17 protein-coding genes are annotated in these 15,353 nt (G+C 60.4%); 3 read left to right on the top strand and 14 right to left on the bottom strand.

The genetic code is table 11. The features are described from left to right. Positions 1-36: 36 nt before the first annotated feature. Genes ntrC through dusB form a run of 3 tightly spaced genes read right to left on the bottom strand, consistent with a single transcriptional unit; the run spans position 37 to position 3,667 of the window. The gene (ntrC, locus tag FHT73_RS23495) at positions 37-1,488 is read right to left on the bottom strand and encodes a nitrogen regulation protein NR(I) (RefSeq protein WP_183715181.1); all 1,452 of its coding nucleotides are present in this window, start codon (positions 1,486-1,488) and stop codon (positions 37-39) included. After that, entirely contained in the window at positions 1,485-2,642 is a 1,158-nt protein-coding gene (locus FHT73_RS23490) for a nitrogen regulation protein NR(II) (protein ID WP_183715179.1), read from the bottom strand. Before FHT73_RS23490 ends, ntrC begins: the two co-directional genes overlap by 4 nt. Continuing rightward, entirely contained in the window at positions 2,639-3,667 is a 1,029-nt protein-coding gene (dusB, locus tag FHT73_RS23485) for a tRNA dihydrouridine synthase DusB (protein WP_183715178.1), read from the bottom strand. The genes FHT73_RS23490 and dusB overlap by 4 nt, the downstream gene beginning before the upstream one ends. Before the next feature lie 220 nt (positions 3,668-3,887). On the opposite strand from dusB, the gene FHT73_RS23480 reads away from it, so the two are divergent. Beyond that, positions 3,888-5,108 (top strand): bifunctional 2-C-methyl-D-erythritol 4-phosphate cytidylyltransferase/2-C-methyl-D-erythritol 2,4-cyclodiphosphate synthase, encoded by a 1,221-nt coding sequence (locus tag FHT73_RS23480; RefSeq protein WP_183715176.1) that lies wholly within the window; start codon positions 3,888-3,890, stop codon positions 5,106-5,108. Then, on the top strand, positions 5,105-5,602 hold the full coding sequence (locus FHT73_RS23475) for a CinA family protein (protein ID WP_183715247.1): 498 nt from the start codon (positions 5,105-5,107) through the stop codon (positions 5,600-5,602). Before FHT73_RS23480 ends, FHT73_RS23475 begins: the two co-directional genes overlap by 4 nt. 12 nt (positions 5,603-5,614) lie before the next feature. On the opposite strand, the gene FHT73_RS23470 is transcribed toward FHT73_RS23475, so the two are convergent. Both FHT73_RS23470 and FHT73_RS23465 read right to left on the bottom strand, forming a co-directional pair. Continuing rightward, entirely contained in the window at positions 5,615-6,061 is a 447-nt protein-coding gene (locus tag FHT73_RS23470; protein WP_112338338.1) for a type II toxin-antitoxin system RatA family toxin, read from the bottom strand. Between the two features lie 9 nt (positions 6,062-6,070). After that, on the bottom strand, positions 6,071-6,664 hold the full coding sequence (locus tag FHT73_RS23465; protein ID WP_183715174.1) for an AAA family ATPase: 594 nt from the start codon (positions 6,662-6,664) through the stop codon (positions 6,071-6,073). Positions 6,665-6,810: 146 nt separating this feature from the next. On the opposite strand from FHT73_RS23465, the gene FHT73_RS23460 reads away from it, so the two are divergent. Then, on the top strand, positions 6,811-7,185 hold the full coding sequence (locus tag FHT73_RS23460; RefSeq protein ID WP_183715172.1) for a VOC family protein: 375 nt from the start codon (positions 6,811-6,813) through the stop codon (positions 7,183-7,185). Positions 7,186-7,230: 45 nt separating this feature from the next. On the opposite strand, the gene lipA is transcribed toward FHT73_RS23460, so the two are convergent. From lipA to FHT73_RS23415, 9 genes are all read right to left on the bottom strand, one after another. Further along, entirely contained in the window at positions 7,231-8,202 is a 972-nt protein-coding gene (lipA, locus tag FHT73_RS23455; RefSeq protein ID WP_112338334.1) for a lipoyl synthase, read from the bottom strand. A gap of 36 nt (positions 8,203-8,238) precedes the next feature. Next, complete coding sequence (locus FHT73_RS23450; protein ID WP_015339819.1) at positions 8,239-8,487, bottom strand: GlsB/YeaQ/YmgE family stress response membrane protein; 249 nt, start codon at positions 8,485-8,487, stop codon at positions 8,239-8,241. A 70-nt stretch (positions 8,488-8,557) separates the two neighbouring features. After that, positions 8,558-8,812, bottom strand: a complete 255-nt coding sequence (locus FHT73_RS23445) for a GlsB/YeaQ/YmgE family stress response membrane protein (protein WP_015339818.1) — start codon at positions 8,810-8,812, stop codon at positions 8,558-8,560. Positions 8,813-8,867: 55 nt separating this feature from the next. Next, a complete protein-coding gene (lpdA, locus tag FHT73_RS23440; RefSeq protein ID WP_112415153.1) occupies positions 8,868-10,313 on the bottom strand; it encodes a dihydrolipoyl dehydrogenase in 1,446 nt (481 codons plus the stop codon). Between the two features lie 52 nt (positions 10,314-10,365). Beyond that, positions 10,366-11,007: an SGNH/GDSL hydrolase family protein gene (locus tag FHT73_RS23435; RefSeq protein ID WP_183715170.1), complete on the bottom strand. Its 642-nt coding sequence runs from the start codon at positions 11,005-11,007 to the stop codon at positions 10,366-10,368. A gap of 25 nt (positions 11,008-11,032) precedes the next feature. Further along, positions 11,033-12,391: a pyruvate dehydrogenase complex dihydrolipoamide acetyltransferase gene (locus FHT73_RS23430; protein WP_183715168.1), complete on the bottom strand. Its 1,359-nt coding sequence runs from the start codon at positions 12,389-12,391 to the stop codon at positions 11,033-11,035. Positions 12,392-12,406: 15 nt separating this feature from the next. Further along, entirely contained in the window at positions 12,407-13,789 is a 1,383-nt protein-coding gene (locus FHT73_RS23425; protein WP_183715166.1) for a pyruvate dehydrogenase complex E1 component subunit beta, read from the bottom strand. A gap of 16 nt (positions 13,790-13,805) precedes the next feature. Beyond that, positions 13,806-14,849, bottom strand: coding sequence for a pyruvate dehydrogenase (acetyl-transferring) E1 component subunit alpha (gene pdhA / locus FHT73_RS23420; protein WP_015339813.1), 1,044 nt, complete (start codon positions 14,847-14,849; stop codon positions 13,806-13,808). A 157-nt stretch (positions 14,850-15,006) separates the two neighbouring features. After that, entirely contained in the window at positions 15,007-15,318 is a 312-nt protein-coding gene (locus FHT73_RS23415) for a septum formation initiator family protein (protein ID WP_015339812.1), read from the bottom strand. Positions 15,319-15,353 lie beyond the last annotated feature (35 nt).

The following is a 15,353-nucleotide window of genomic DNA, read 5'->3' as shown; positions in this document are numbered from 1 at the left end:
CATTGTGGCGAAAATGCAACGCATCGGCTCGCGTTGTCAAGCCGTTCGGGAACTTCTGTAAACCGAAACACCCAGTTCTCTGATCTTTTTGCGTAGCGTATTGCGGTTGAGACCCAAAAGATCGGCCGCCTTGATCTGATTACCGCGTGTCGCGGTCAGGGCGGCGAGAATCAGCGGATATTCCATCTCCGTCAATACGCGGTCGTAGAGACCCGGGGGCGGCAGGTTCTCGCCGAAACTGGCGAAATAGGTCCGCATATTCTCTTCCACCGCCTGCGCGATGGTCATGGAGCCGGTGCGGACCGGCCCTTTTTCGATCGGGCTGTCGGGCACGTCGGCGCGCAGCTCCGCGTCGATGATCTCCTTGGTGATGACATCCTGCGGATAAAGCGCCATCAGCCGGCGGATAAGATTTTCCAGCTCGCGGACGTTGCCCGGCCAGGGATAGGCCTTCATGAGTTCGAGCGCCTCCTGATCGAAACGCTTGGAACCCAGCCCCTCCTTCTCGGCCTGCTGGATGAAATGACGCACGAGATCCGGGATGTCCTCGGCGCGGTCGCGCAGCGGTGGCAGGCGCAGCGGCACGACGTTGAGGCGGTAATAGAGATCCTCGCGGAAGAGGCCCTGATTAATCGCCTGCTTCAGGTCCTTGTTGGTGGCGGCGACGATGCGGACATCGGTGCGGATCGGGGTGCGGCCGCCAACGGTGGTATATTCGCCCTGCTGCAGCACGCGCAGCAGGCGCGTCTGCGCATCCATCGGCATATCGCCGATTTCGTCGAGGAACAGCGTGCCGCCTTCGGCCTGTTCGAAACGTCCGGTCGAGCGGGTTTGTGCACCGGTGAAGGCGCCCTTCTCGTGGCCGAACAGTTCGGATTCGATCAGGTCGCGCGGGATGGCAGCCATGTTGATGGCCACGAAGGGACCGTTGCGGCGCTTGCCGTAGTCATGCAGGGCGCGCGCCACCAGTTCCTTGCCGGTACCGGATTCGCCAGTGATCATCAGCGTCAAATCTGTCTGCATCAGGCGTGCGAGCACGCGGTAGATTTCCTGCATCGCGGCGGAGCGGCCGACGAGCGGCATCCCATCCTGCATGTCGTCTTCAATCTTTGCCGGCTTGCGCTTCGGCTCCGACAGCGCGCGACCGACGATTGCGATCAGCTCGGTCAGGTCGAAAGGCTTCGGGAGATAGTCGTAGGCGCCCTTCTCCGATGCCTTGATCGCCGTCATGAACGTATTCTGTGCGCTCATGACCAGAACAGGCAGATCCGGCCTCGCCTTTTTGATGCGCGGCAGCAGGTCGAATGCGTTTTCGTCGGGCATGACGACGTCTGTTACGACAAGGTCGCCTTCGCCGGCGGAGACCCAACGCCAGAGCGTGGCAGCGTTCGATGTGATGCGTACATCGTAACCCGCGCGGCTCAAAGCCTGGTTGAGCACGGTGCGGATGGCCGCATCGTCATCGGCGACAAGGATCGTGGCTGTCATCGAGTAGTCCCTGTAGAGTTCGGAAGTGGGGCATCTTCAGAGGTGATGCCTTTGGAGGCAGGCATCAAAACACGGAATGTGGTGCGATGGTTCTGGCTGTCGCATTCGACGATACCGCCGTGGTCACCGATGATCTTGGCGACCAGCGCGAGGCCGAGGCCGGTACCATTCGTCTTCGTGGTGATGAACGGATCGAAGAGATGCGGCACGAGATCGGCCGGCACGCCCGGGCCGTTGTCGATAACGCAGAATTCCAGCGGCAGCGAGATTTTTTCGCGCGTGCCGGCAACCGAGAGCCTGATGCCGGGGCGATAGGCCGTTGTCAGCATGATCTCGCCGTCCTGACGGTCGCCCACCGCTTCAGCAGCGTTCTTCACCAGATTGAGAAAGACCTGTACGAGCTGATCCCGGTTTGCGAAAACCGCCGGCAGAGAGGGGTCGTAATTCTCTGAGATCTTGATGTTGCGGGCAAAGCCCGCCTTGGCGACGGCCTTCACATGATCGAGCACGGAGTGGATGTTGACCGGGACGCGATCGACGGGCCGCTCGTCGGAGAAAACTTCCATGCGGTCGACCAGTGAGACGATACGGTCCGTCTCGTCGCAGATAAGGCGCGTCAGGGCGCGATCGTCGTCCTCGACCGACTGCTCCAGCAGCTGTGCGGCGCCGCGGATGCCCGACAGCGGATTCTTGATCTCATGCGCCAACATGGAGGCAAGGCCCGTGACCGAGCGGGCGGCGGCGCGATGCGTCAGCTGCCGGTCGATCTTGTCCGCCATGGAGCGTTCCTGGAACACCACCACCACGGAGCCGGTGTCGCTGGAAATCGGCGCAACATAGATATCCACCAGCTTGTCCTGTCCCAGGCGCGGCGAACTCAGATCGACGCGATATTCGTTGACCGGCGCGCGGCGCTCCCGCACCTGATCGATCAACGCCAGCAAGGGGCTGCCGAACGGAATGAACGTCGAAATCTTGTAGCGCGACAGATGCGATGCGCTGGCGCCGAAGAAGGCCTCCGCCTCCCAGTTGGCGAAAGCAATCAAACCCGCCTCGTCGACCATGACGACGGGATTCTGGATTGCGTTGAGAACCGCCATGGCGACAGAGTTGGCCGCGGTATCACCGGCGCCGGAGCTGGATTTCGAGGTCATGCAGCCTCCTGAACGCATTGGGCGAGATCGGCGCCGGCCTGCAGCGCAGCACGGAAGGATGCAGCCACTTCGCCGCTATCTTTCGACGTCATAATTTTTGCCTTGTCGGTACCTGCCGTTGCCGACGCGTAGCGGTCGAGATACCAGGAGAGATGCTTGCGCGCATGGCGAATGCCGACCGTTTCGCCGTAGAATTCCAGCATCATCCGATAGTGTTCGAGAGCGATCTCGACGATCTCCTGGCGGCTTGGCTCGCGATGACCGGCCAACACGCCCGCATGCCACGGGCGGCCCTGGCAGCCACGGCCGATCATGACGGCATCGGCACCGGAGCGGCGCAAAATTTCCTTGGCGTCCTCAGCCGTTTCGACATCGCCATTGGCAACAAGCGGGATGGAGACAACATCGCGCACGGCGCGGATGGCATCCCAATCCGCCCTGCCCTCATAGAACTGCATGCGCGTACGACCGTGAATGGTGACGAGCTGGATGCCGGCCTCTTCGGCCCGGCGCGCGATATAGGGCGCATTGATGGAATTCTTGTCCCAGCCGAGCCGCATCTTCAGCGTGACGGGAATGTTCACCGCACGGACCGTCGCTTCGATCAATGTCAGCGCATGATCCGGATCGCGCATCAGTGCCGAGCCGGAATAGCCGCCAATCACCTTCTTGGCGGGGCAGCCCATATTGATATCGATGATATCGGCGCCATTGTCCGTGGCGATCTTTGCAGCCTCGGCCATCCAATGCGCCTCGCGGCCGGCAAGCTGCACCATATGCGGCTTCAACCCCGCGCTTCTCAGGCGCGCCCAGGATTCAGCCGTATCCTGCACGAGCTCGCGGCTTGCGACCATTTCGGTAACGACCAGACCGGCGCCATAGCGCAAGGCAAGCTGCCGGAAAGGCAGATCGGTCACGCCCGACATCGGTGCCAGGATCACACGATTCCGGATGGATACGGAACCGATGGAAAATGGGGCTGCAAGCTTGGAAGACAGCAAATGATTATCTTTCGGGCACACCATACGTCTGCACTATTTTTAGACACGCTTTGAAAGTTTGCCAAGGGGTTTCGAAGAATCCCGATATTTTTTGGGCAGATGCTGGAAAATACTCAGTTGAGGCGATAGACCCTGCTTGAGCAGGGTCCCGTTTTGGCGATCTATTTAGCATGTGCTTGTTCAAAAGAAAGCTCTACGCTTTTCAAAGCCATGCCGAGACGGAGCCTTTCATCTTCGGGGATTTATGACGCAAATGCATTCAAAGCAACCGTTGTCGGTGGGAATCGTCATCGTGGCCGCCGGGCGCGGCGAACGGGCGGGTTCTCCGGAAGAAGGCCCCAAGCAATATCGTCCGATCGGCGGCAGAGCGGTTATTGCGCATACGCTTGAAAGATTCGTGACATGGCCGCAGGCATCGAAAATCGTCGTCGTCGCCCATCGCGACGATGAGAAGCTGCTGCGTGCGGCTCTGGAACAGGTTTCAGGCCTGCCTGAGATCAAGATCGCCTTCGGTGGGGCGACTCGCCAGCAGTCCGTGCTTGCCGGGCTGCGCGCTTTGAAAGACAGCGGCGTCACGCATGTGATGATCCACGATGCCGTACGCCCCTTCTTCGATCATGATCTGCTGGATCGTGTCGCCGCAGCGCTTGCAGACGGTGCGCCGGGCGTGCTGCCAGCTATACCCATCACAGACACGCTGAAGCGCGGCAATGCCGATGGACTAGTCGTCGATACGATTCCCCGCACCGGGTTGCACGCCGCGCAGACGCCGCAATCCTTCCGTTTCGCCGATATTCTCGACGCCCATGAAAAAGCCGCTGCCGATGGCAGAACCGATTTCACGGACGATGCGGCAATCGCGGAATGGTGTAACCTACCGGTGACACTCGCGATCGGCAGCGCCGACAACGTAAAACTGACAATCAAAAGGGATATTGCCATGGCCGATGAAAAGCTCAGCGCCGGTCTGCTGCCTGATGTGCGCACCGGCAACGGCTATGACGTCCACCAGCTGGAGCCGGGCGATGGCGTCACCCTTTGCGGCGTCTTCATTCCCCACGACCAGAAGCTGAAGGGGCACTCGGACGCCGATGTCGCCCTGCATGCCCTGACGGACGCGCTGCTCGCCACCTGCGGCGCCGGCGATATCGGCGATCATTTCCCGCCCTCCGATCCGCAATGGGAGGGCGCTCCGTCGCGCATCTTTATCGAGCATGCGGCAAAGATCGTGCGCGAACGCGGCGGCACCATCATGAATGCGGATGTCTCGCTGATCGCCGAGGCGCCGAAGGTCGGGCCGCATCGCGACACCATGCGCGCGAGGCTTTCCGAATTTCTGGGCATCAGCATCGATCGCTGCTCGGTTAAGGCGACGACAAACGAGAAGATCGGCTTCGTCGGCCGCCGCGAAGGCATAGCGGCCATCGCGACCGCCACCGTCGTCTATCGCGGAGGCAAGGCATAATGCATTTTCCCGATGAGATTATCGCGCTCGCGCAAACGATCGTGACGGATTTCACAGCAAAAAGCTGGATGGTCGCGACAGCCGAATCCTGCACCGGCGGGCTGATCGCCGGCGCTCTGACGGAAATTCCCGGCTCATCCGCCGTCCTCGATCGCGGCTTCGTCACCTACACCAACACTGCCAAGATGGAGATGCTCGGCGTTCAGGAGCAGACACTTACGCAGTTCGGCGCGGTTTCAAAGGAAACGGCGCTGCAGATGGTCCATGGCGCCCTCTTCCGCTCCCGGGCTGATTTCGCCGTAGCGGTTACGGGTATCGCCGGCCCCGGCGGCGGTTCGGCAGAAAAGCCGGTCGGGCTCGTCCACCTCGCCGCCAAGGCTCGCAGCGGCGCGCTCCTCCATCACGAAATGCGCTATGGCGACATCGGCCGCGACAAGGTTCGGCTCGCTACGTTGAAGACGGCGCTGGAGATGCTAGTCACACTCGCTCAATGACCGGGCACGGCTTCAAGCATAGATTTTGTTCGCGCGCGTCTCAAAGGCATCCGTGAACATGCGGAAAGCCCGATCGAACATCGATCCCATCAAGGCACCAAGGATGCGGCTCTTGAACTCGTAATCGATAAAGAAATCGATGCTGCAGCCGCCGTTTTCAGAGGGTGCAAAGCGCCAGCGATTATCGAGATACTTGAACGGTCCGTCGATGTATTTCACGTCGATCGCGCGCTCCGCTTTGTTCAGCAGCACCTGTGTGGTGAACGTCTCGCGGATGGCCTTATAGCCGACCGTCATATCGGCAACGAGCAGGCTCTTGCCGTCACGCTCCTTGCGGCTGCGGATCGTGAGCGCCTCGCAAAGCGGCAGGAATTCCGGATAGCGCTCCACATCGGCGACGAGGTCGAACATCTGGTCTGGCGAATGCGGAACGGGGCGATGGGTTTCGAATTGAGGCATGAGCCGCAATTAAGCAGGACGGCCAAGAAGATCAAGGAGCTGACGCATTTCGCCGCGGGATTTCAGCTGCAAAACAGGCACATCGGGGCCATGCTGTGCTAGGCCAGCCAACACACGCGGCGTGAATTTTTCTTCAAATGTCCAGATGAAGCGCAGGAACTCCCAATCGATTTTTTCTGTGCAGCCAGGCGCCATCTCCGGTCGCGTGCGGCCCATCCATTTAATCCAGCGAGAAACGGCACCCCAGATGCATAGTAAGCGAGGCATCCTCACCCATATGACCAAGTCCGTGCGTGGCAGACGCACATCGAATGTCGAGGGATTGGTCCCGTCCATGATCCATCGCTCGCCCTGCACTTTGGCAACGATGATGGCGCGCTGCTCGGCCTTGTCGCGCTCAACCCAGCCTGGCAGCCACAAAACGTCGCGATCGATCGAGACATAGGCAAGGCCGACGTGTGTGGCGATCTTCTGCGACAGGGTCGACTTGCCGCCGCCGGAGCAGCCCATGACGAGGATTCGGTTCGCCTTTTTGACAAGCGCAGCCGCCTCTTCGATATTAACGACACGGACAAGCGCTTGCGGCGCGACGATCTGCTCCACGATTCGGCTCCATATTCGATCTTGACGGGCGCCGGTACGGGCAACAAACGGCTGGCGTGCTTCCTAAATCAAGCGGATGACGATCCTGTGGCAGAGCACGCGAAAACCGTGGTAAGGATCCCTTGGCCAGATCGAGGAGCAGCGCAATGGCGATGGTGCGGTACATAGTAGAGGATGTGGAAGCGGCAGCGGCATTCTATCTGAAGCATTTCGGCTTTACGCTAAAACAACAGTTCGGACCGGCAATGGCGATTCTGACACGGGATGACCTCACATTGTGGCTTGCAGGCCCGATGGCGTCGGCTTCCCGCCCAATGCCGGATGGCCGCAAACCTGAACCGGGCGGCTGGAACCGGTTCGTGCTTGAGATTCAGGAAGAATTGCCCACACTCGTTTCCACTCTGCGCGAACATGGTGTTCATTTCCGCAACGACATCATAGAGGGACCAGGCGGACGACAAATCCTGTGCGAGGATCCGTCCGGGAATGCGATCGAACTATTCGAACCAAAAGGCTCCTGATATCTCCGCGTCGCCGCCCCTGGGGACAAAGAGGCTACTTTTTTCCTATTCCGCTGCCAGCAGCAGCTTCTTTTCGCGGGCAGCACGCAGACGCGCGAAATCGTCGCCGGCGTGATGCGACGAGCGCGTCAGCGGGCTGGAAGCGACCATCAGGAAGCCCTTGGTGTAAGCCACGGTTTCGTAGGACTTGAATTCTTCCGGCGTCACGAAGCTCATCACCTGATGATGCTTGCGCGTCGGCTGCAGATATTGGCCGATTGTCAGGAAGTCGACATCGGCGGTGCGCAGATCATCCATCAGCTGCAGCACTTCATTGCGCTCCTCGCCGAGGCCCACCATGATGCCCGACTTGGTGAACATGGTCGGGTCCAGTTCCTTGACCCGCTGCAGCAGGCGGACGGAGTGGAAGTAGCGCGCGCCGGGGCGAACCGTCAGATAATTGCCGGGCACGGTTTCCAGATTGTGGTTGAAGACGTCGGGCTTGGCAGCGACGACGCGCTCCAGGGCGCCCGGCTTCTTCAGGAAGTCCGGCGTCAAGATTTCGATCGTGGTCGAGGGCGAAGCGGCGCGGATCGCCCAGATGACTTTCTCGAAATGCTCGGCGCCGCCATCTTCCAGGTCGTCGCGGTCGACCGAGGTGATGACGACGTGGCTGAGGCCCATCTGCTTGACGGCCTTGGCGACGTTTTCCGGCTCCGCCATGTCGAGCGCGTTCGGCTTGCCGGTCGCGACGTTGCAGAAGGCGCAGGCGCGGGTACAGATCTCGCCCATGATCATGAAGGTGGCGTGCTTCTTGTCCCAGCATTCGCCGATATTCGGGCAGCCGGCTTCCTCGCAGACCGTGACGAGCTTGTGCTCCTTCACGATCGAGCGGGTTTCGGCATAGCCCTTCGATGTCGGCGCCTTCACGCGGATCCAGTCCGGCTTGCGCATGACTTCCGTATCCGGCCGATGCGCCTTCTCCGGGTGTCGCACGCGCTTGGCGTCCGGGTTGATCGTGTCGAGAATGGTGACCATGAAACGTCTACTTTCCGCCGCTTGAAATGCGGCCCTTCATCGCCGAGCGAATTTGGCGAGGAATATCAGAATGCATGCACCGATGAAACCGGTGATGAAAAAGCCAAGCCGGCCGCCGGGTACGCCGACATGCAGGGCCACCATCAGCGCCGCAGCCACGACCGAGCCGGCAATGCCGAGGATGATGTTCAGGATGACGCCATAGCGTGCGTCCATCAGCTTGCCCGCGAGCCAGCCCGCAAGACCGCCGATGATGATCAGACCCAGCCAACCTACGCTTTCCATCAAACCCTCTTTTCGGGCGCCCTTCAGGACAGTCCTGCCGGGCGTCGCATTGCGTCTTAACGATGATGCTCTAGACGATCAATCTCGCCAACAGCACCACAATGATCGCACCGACCGTGGCATGGATGATCTCCACGACAAGCGCATTTTCAATGCCGAGCGATATCCCGAAATAACGGAAGAGGAAACCGCCCACGAAAGCCCCGATCACACCGCTCACCAGGCAACCGATGAGCCCACCGCCTCCAACGATCAGGCTCGCGAGGAAACCCGCGACCAACCCGATGAGAAGAAAGACGATCCAACCTTCCGCCGTTATAGACATGTTGATTTCCTTTCCTGTTTTCCACCCCCTGGATAAAGGGCATGGCAGGAAATTATCAAGCGTTCAGCACCCGGCCATAGGCATCCAGCACGGCTTCCTTCATCGTTTCCGAAACGGTCGGATGCGGGAAGATCGTATGCATCAACTCTTCTTCGGTCGTCTCCAGGTTCATGGCGACGACGAAACCCTGGATGAGTTCGGTGACCTCGGCGCCAACCATATGTGCGCCCAGAAGCTCACCGGTCTTCTTGTCGAAGATGACCTTGCAGAGACCCTGGTCTTCACCAAGCGCGATCGCCTTGCCGTTGGCGACGAAGGAGAAGCGGCCGACGCGGATATCGCGGCCGAGTTCCTTGGCCTTGGCTTCGGTCAGGCCGACGGAAGCAACCTGCGGCTGGCAATAGGTGCAGCCCGGCACCTTGCTCTTGTCGGTCGGGTGAACATTCGGCAGGCCGGCGATCTTCTCGATGCAGACGACGCCCTCATGCTCGGCCTTGTGCGCCAGCATCGGAGGACCGGCAACGTCGCCGATCGCGTAGATGCCCGGCACGTTGGTCTTGCCGTAGCCATCGATGACGACGCAGCCGCGGTCGGTCTTCACGCCGAGCGCCTCGAGGCCGAGGTTCTCAATGTTGCCCTGGACACCGACGGCCGAGATCATACGGTCGGCAACGATCTGCTGCACCTTGCCGTCTTCGGTTTCGACATGGGCAGTGATCGAGTTGGCAGCCTTATCGACCTTCGTGACCTTCGCCTTGGTGAAGATCTTCAGGCCGCGCTTTTCCAGCTGCTTGCGGGCAATGCCGGAGATTTCGGCATCCTCGACCGGCATGATGGTCGGCATGACTTCAACGACGGTGACGTCGACGCCCATCGAGCGATAGAAGCTTGCAAATTCAATGCCGATGGCGCCCGAACCCATGACGAGCAGCGACTTCGGCAGGAAATCCGGCTTCAGCGCTTCGAAATAGGTCCAGATCAGCTTGCCGTCCGGCTCGATGCCTGGCAGCGCGCGCGGACGGGCTCCGGTCGCGACGATGATATGCTTGGCGGTGTAGGTGCCCTCGCCCTTGACGTTCTTCGGCACCGGATGCTGCGGCTCGACGACCGGCTTGGTCGACTTGCCGACAACGATCTCGCCCGGCTTGGTGATCTTGGCTTCGCCCCAGATGACGTCGACCTTGTTCTTCTTCATCAGGAAGCCGACGCCGGTGTTGAGCCGAGCGGAAACGCCACGCGAACGGGCGACCACGGCCTTCACATCCGCGCTTACCTTGCCTTCGAGAACGAGGCCGTAATCCTTCAGATGGTTGGAATGATCGAGAATTTCGGCCGAACGAAGCAGCGCCTTGGTGGGTATGCAGCCCCAGTTGAGGCAGATGCCGCCCAGGTGCTCGCGCTCGACGATCGCGGTCTTCAGGCCAAGCTGGCCGGCGCGCACGGCGGCGACATAACCGCCCGGACCGGAGCCGATGATAATGACGTCGTAATTCTCAGCCATGTGTTTCCTGCCTTATTGCTGGCGGCGGATCGGAGCCGGCGCCTTGAATCTATCAGAGACCGAGCATCATCCGCACGATCGGCTCGAGGCCGCGACCGAGCGCCCGGGTGTTTTCCGCATCGAGATGAACGCCATCGAGCGGCGTGGTCACAGCGACCGTATTAGCGTCGAAGAAGCCGCATCCGAGTTCGTCCGCCAGATCGCTATAGAGCGTCGGCAGCTTGCTCGATTCCTTGACTGCGCCGAGAAAGCTGGCCGCAAAAGCGGCATTGGCAGTCTCAGTGATTGCCGGCGGGGCGACGACGAGGATATCGGGCACCTCGTAGTCGAACCCCCAGGCATGATTGCGCACCAGCTGGACCAAGCGACCAATGCCCTGCAGAGCGGCAAAGGCCGAACCGGCAACGACGGGCTTCATGTCGTTAGTGCCGAGCATGATGATAACGAGATCAAGGGGATTGTGGGTCTGCAGGATCGTCGGCAGTATCCTCGCACCGTTGCGGTCGCAATCGGCGAGATGATCGTCGAAAGCGGTCGTGCGGCCGTTCAATCCTTCCGGGATCACGCGCACCTGGTTGCCGAGCGCCTTTTGCAGCACGCTCGGCCACCGATCTTCATAGGCATGACGGCCGACCGTTTCGGCACTGTAGCCCCATGTCAGCGAGTCGCCGTAACACAGAACAGTCTTGGTCATTCATGCCTCCGTGTCACAACAAGGCTCAGACGAGCATCCCCATCGGATTTTCGATGTAGCCCTTGAAGGCTGCCAGGAGCTCAGCACCGAGCGCACCGTCGACGGCGCGGTGGTCGGTCGACAGCGTGACGGTCATCACGTTGGCAATCACCATCTCGCCCTTCTTGACAATGACGCGCTGCTCGCCCGCGCCGACGGCCAGGATGGTTGCATGCGGCGGGTTGACGACGGCGGCGAAGTTCTTGACGCCCATCATGCCCATGTTCGACACGGCGGTGGTGCCGCCCTGATACTCCTCGGGCTTCAGCTTGCGCTCCTTGGCGCGCTTGCCGTAGTCCTTCATCTCGTTGGAGATGGTGGAGAGCGTCTTCTGCTCGGCGCTGCGGATGATCGGGGTGATCAAGCCGCCCGGAATGGAGACGGCAACGCCGACATCGGCATGCTTGTGCTTGACCATGGCGCTGTCGGTCCAGGAGACATTGGCATCCGGAACATCGCGCAACGCCAGCGCCAGGGCCTTGATGACCATGTCGTTGACCGAGAGCTTGTAGGCCGGAACACCATCCTTCGACTTCGGAGCGGAATCGTTGAGCTGCGTGCGGAGCGCCAGCAGCGCGTCGAGTTCGCAATCGACCGAAACGTAGAAGTGCGGGATCGTCTGCTTGGATTCCTGCAGGCGCTTTGCAATCGTCTTGCGCATGCCGTCGTGCGGCACGAGCTCGTAGGAGCCCTGCTCGAACAGCTTGAGCACGGCGTCGTCGGACATGCCCTTCGCAGCGGCCGGAGCAGCAGCGGCAGCCGGCTGAGCAGCCGATGCTGTTGCAGGAGCAGCCTTGGCGGTGCCGCCGGAAACGGCAGCTTCGATATCCTTCTTGACCACGCGACCATGCGGGCCGGTGCCGGAAACCGCAGTCACATCGATGCCGGCTTCCTTGGCAAGACGGCGTGCAAGCGGAGACGCGAAGGTGCGATGACCATCGTTTGCTGCTGGAGCCGATGCAACGGGTGCAGGTGCAGCCGCAGGAGCCGAAACGCTTGCCGGAGCCGGAGCTGCCGCAGGTGCGGCTTCCGCCTTCGGAGCTTCCTTGGCTGCCGGAGCAGCAGCGGCACTAGCGCCGGATGCTGCAGCCGCGACATCCTCGCCATCGGCAGCGATCACGGCGATCAGGGCATTGACCTTCACGCCTTCGGTGCCGGCAGGAACGACGATCTTGGCGACCGTGCCCTCATCGACAGCCTCGACTTCCATCGTTGCCTTGTCAGTCTCGATCTCGGCGATGACATCGCCGGACTTGATCTTGTCGCCTTCCTTGACCAGCCACTTGGCGAGGTTGCCCTCTTCCATGGTCGGCGAGAGGGCAGGCATGGTGATGTTGATAGGCATCGATGAGCCCTCCCCTTACTTGTAGCAAACGGCCTTCACCGCATCGACCACTTCGGCGACGCTCGGAAGCGCCAGCTTTTCGAGGTTGGCGGCGTATGGCATGGGTACGTCCTTGCCAGCGATCGTCAGGATCGGCGCATCGAGATAATCGAAGGCCTGCTGCATGACGCGGGTGGCGATTTCCGTGCCGACGGAGGACTGCGGATAGCCTTCCTCGACGGTGACCAGGCGACCGGTCTTCTTGACCGATTCGATGATCGTCGGAAGATCCATCGGACGGATGGTGCGCAGGTCGATGAGTTCGACATCGATGCCCTGGGCTTCCAGCTCGGCGACGGCCTTCGTGGCATAGGTCATGCCGATGCCGAAAGAGACGACCGTCACGTCCTTGCCAGGACGATGAATGCGGGCCTTACCGATCGGCAGAACGAAGTTATCGAGCTTCGGCACATCGAAATGCTGACCGTAGAGGATTTCATTCTCAAGGAAAATGACCGGGTTCGGATCGCGGATCGCAGCCTTGAGTAGCCCCTTGGCGTCGGCTGCCGTGTAGGGCATGACGACCTTGAGGCCCGGAATGTGGCTGTACCAGGCGGCATAGTCCTGGCTGTGCTGAGCGCCGACGCGGGCAGCAGCACCGTTCGGGCCGCGGAAGACGATCGGAGCGCCCATCTGGCCACCGGACATGTACAGCGTCTTGGCGGCGGAATTGATGATCTGGTCGATCGCCTGCATGGCGAAGTTGAAGGTCATGAACTCGACAATCGGGCGGAGGCCGGCCATAGCTGCGCCGACGCCGATACCGGCAAAGCCGTGCTCGGTGATCGGGGTATCGATCACGCGGCGGGCGCCGAACTCCTGCAGCAGGCCCTGGGTCACCTTGTAGGCACCCTGATATTCGGCGACTTCTTCACCCATGACGAAGACGTCTAGGTTGGCGCGCATTTCTTCGGCCATCGCATCGCGCAGCGCTTCACGCACTGTCATCGACACCATTTCCGTGCCGGCCGGAATTTCCGGATCAGCCGCAGCGGCAACCTTCGGCTGGGCCGGGACCGGCGCAGCGGCCGTCGCCGGAGCGACGGCAGGCGCCTCGGTCTTTGCCGGCTCGGCAGCAGGTGCAGCCTTTGCGGACGAAATAGCGTCTGCGGATTCACCGTCCTGCAAGAGGATGGCGATCTTGGTGTTGACCTTGACGCCTTCGGTGCCGGCGTCGATCAGCAGCTTGCCGATCGTGCCTTCGTCGACCGCTTCCACTTCCATGGTGGCCTTGTCGGTTTCGATTTCGGCAATGACGTCACCGGAAACGACCTTGTCGCCTTCCTTCTTGAGCCATTTCGAAAGGGTACCCTCTTCCATAGTCGGAGAAAGGGCGGGCATGAGAATGTCGATGGGCATAGTGTCCCTCCCCGATTTAGAGCAGAATGTCGGTGTAGAGCTCGGATGCATCCGGCTCCGGATCGTTCTGGGCGAAATCGGCGCTGTCTGCGACGATGTCGCGGACATCCTTGTCGATATCCTTCAGATCGTCCTCGGTCGCCCAGCCCTTTTCGAGCAAGCGAATACGGACCTGCTCGATCGGATCGTGCTCGGAGCGCATCTTCTGCACTTCATCCTTGGAACGGTACTTCGCCGGGTCGGACATGGAGTGACCGCGGTAGCGGTAGGTCAGCATTTCCAGAATGATCGGACCCTTGCCGGAGCGGCAATGCGCAACGGCTTCGTCAGCCGCAGCCTTGACGGCGCGAACGTCCATACCATCGACCTGAATACCGGGAATGCCGAAGGAGGCGCCACGCTTGGAGAAATCAGCCTGGGCTGTGGCGCGAGCGGTCGAGGTGCCCATGGCGTAGCGGTTGTTTTCGATCACGAAGATCACGGGCAGCTTCCAGAGCTGCGCCATGTTGAAGCTTTCGTAGACCTGGCCCTGGTTGGCGGCACCGTCACCGAAATAGGCGACGCTGACATTGTCATTGCCGCGATACCAGTTGGCAAAGCCAAGGCCGGTGCCGAGCGAGACCTGTGCGCCGACGATGCCATGACCGCCGTAGAAGTTCTTTTCCTTGGAGAACATGTGCATGGAGCCGCCCTTCCCTCGGGAATAGCCGCCCTGGCGTCCGGTGAGCTCGGCCATGACGCCGCGCGCGCTCATGCCGGTCGCCAGCATATGGCCATGGTCGCGATAGCCGGTAATGACCTGATCGCCATCCTTCAGCGCCAGCTGCATGCCGACGACTACTGCTTCCTGACCGATGTAAAGGTGACAGAAGCCGCCGATGAAGCCCATGCCGTAAAGCTGGCCGGCCTTTTCTTCGAAGCGGCGGATCAGGAGCATCTCACGATAAGCCTTGAGCTCTGCATCACGATCGAAATCTGCGATCGGGCCGCCATTGGTTTCCTTGGCAGGCCTTGATGCTGTTTTACGGCTGGAAACGGTCGCGTTCTTTCGCGGCGCCATTCAACCCTCCCTGTGTGAGTAGCCTCGTTTTTTGGTGAGGCGTAACATAGGGAAGATTGCCCGCCACAGCAATGCTATAATTGCATGGCTCATATTCATTGCAAGTTATTGATATAACTCACAAAAATGCAATTAACCGGAATTCGGTTAATTGTGGCTATTTATTGAAGATGACGATCTCGTTCGCCTTGGAATAGGTCAACTGGTAGCGCGCATATTGATCGAGCATATCCTTATCCAGAGAGCCATCACTCAACAGCGCGACCTCCTTTTCAAGGTGCTCGCGCCTGGCGACAAGATCAGCCAACTCCTTGGCACGGTCGACGCGGCGCTGCTCGAAAACCTCAGTCGCCTTCAGGCCGTAATCGCCATGAATGCAATGATAACCGAAGTAGCTCACAAAAGCGATGGTGATGGCGGGAAGGATGAGACGGCCGAACCTTCTCTTCTTATGATACTTTGTCCACATACTCGCTCGTCACGCTCTGGCTTTGCGCGATCTCC

Origin of the sequence: Rhizobium sp. BK098 (assembly GCF_014193155.1) — a bacterium.
Taxonomy (GTDB): domain Bacteria; phylum Pseudomonadota; class Alphaproteobacteria; order Rhizobiales; family Rhizobiaceae; genus Rhizobium.
The sequence above is the reverse complement of the archived record's forward strand: the minus strand, read 5'-3'. Positions and strand labels throughout refer to the sequence as shown.